Origin of the sequence: Thauera sp. 2A1, assembly GCF_009469595.2 — a bacterium.
Lineage (GTDB): Bacteria > Pseudomonadota > Gammaproteobacteria > Burkholderiales > Rhodocyclaceae > Thauera.
In genome coordinates, this window is the sequence record NZ_SSXV01000099.1 from 1 (window position 1) to 1573 (window position 1573).

Sequence of the window (1573 nt, forward strand, 5' to 3'; positions counted from 1 at the left end):
CTTCTCTGCGCACACTCGCGGTCAGCAACTCGACTACACTGAACATCGGCTGCTCCATGACGAGCAGCTAAAGTGCCTGGGTAAAATTCAACGCGCACCGCTGGGTAGTTTTAGACGCGCGCCGACACTCGATCATCGGGCGCCTCGGCGCATGAACGTGGGCGGGGTACGGCCGGCGCGCCTGTCGATGGCCGAGGTCGTCGCCTCGCTCGCGCCCGGCATGACCGTCTTCCTCGGCGGGCTGTCGGGCGAATCGCTTGCACTGCGAGACGCCTTGCGTGCAGCGCCCGACAAGGCCGCCGGCGTGCGCTTCGTCGGCGTGTTCTTCAATGGCATCAACGAGGACGCGTACGCGAAGCTGCACCCACAGGCGCGCCAGCGCGCCTATTTCATGCTGCCCGCGTTCCGGCCGGACTTTCTCGACGGTCGGGTCGAACTGCTGCCGGTGGACTACCTGGGTGCGTGGCGCGATCTCGCCCGACTGCCGATCGACCTCGCGATCGTCCAGACGAGCGAGCCGGACGAGGAAGGGCGCCTGAGCCTGGGCGTCTGCCACGACTTCGCACCGGCCGCCTGGGCGCATGCTCGACGCCGGATCGCCCACATCAATCCAGCGATGCCGCGCACCCGCGGGAGCGTCTCCTTGTCGTTCGACGACTGCGACGCCGTGGTCGAGGCGGAAAGCGATCTGGTGACTTATCGCGAAGAAGCGCCGAATGCGCCGCTCATGCAGCTCGCAAGCCACGTCGCGGGCATCGTTCGCGATGGCGACGCGATACAACTCGGCATCGGCAGGATGGTCGGAGCGGTCCTCGAAGCGCTCAGCGATCACCGCGAGCTTCGGCTCCACGCCGGCATGGCAACCCAGGCGCTGGTCCCGCTTACCGATCGAGGGGTGATCCGGGGGGCCGGCGCCGCGCATGTCGGAGTCGCTCTCGGGGATGCCGCCTTCTATCGGCGCGTGGCGACGGACGAAACCTTCTTATTTGCACCGGTCAGCGAGACCCACGATGTTCGCCGCATCGCGGCCATCGACAACTTCGTCGCGATCAATGCTGCGCTGGAAGTGGATCTCTTCGGCCAGATCAATTGCGACACGCTCGGGGGACAACTCGTTGCCGGTGTCGGCGGCATGCCGGCCTTCGCGAGCGGGGCGCAGTTGTCGCGCGGCGGACGGGCGGTCTTTGCGTTGCTCTCGAGTGCGTCGCGAGGGACGGTGTCGCGCATCGTGCCGCGGCTCAATACGTCGGCGCTTGTCGGGGCTGCCCGTCATCTGGCCGATATCGTCGTCACCGAACATGGCGTGGCCGACCTGCGCGGTGCATCGCTGGCGGAGCGTGCCAAGCGACTGATTGCGATCGCTGCGCCGGATCATCGTGAGTCACTGCAAGAGGCGTGGGACCGGGGCCCCCGAGTTCGACAGTTACGCTCGCAAGTGTTTGTTTCTGCTAGAGCGCACTTTCAAAAATGCCACTACAGCAGCGCCAACTACTCCGGCGCTGCTGGCTTTGCTATCCCCAAGGCATGAAGCACCTCGTTCTGTTCCGTGCTGAGCGTCGACACCCCCGCGACC

1 protein-coding gene is annotated in these 1573 nt (G+C 66.0%); it reads left to right on the top strand.

Annotated elements, in window-relative coordinates; genetic code table 11:
* Positions 1 to 1528 (top strand): acetyl-CoA hydrolase/transferase family protein (locus GH664_RS22655; protein WP_228111683.1); only part of this gene is annotated, 1528 nt, incomplete at its 5' end.
* Between the last annotated feature and the right edge of the window lie 45 nt (positions 1529 to 1573).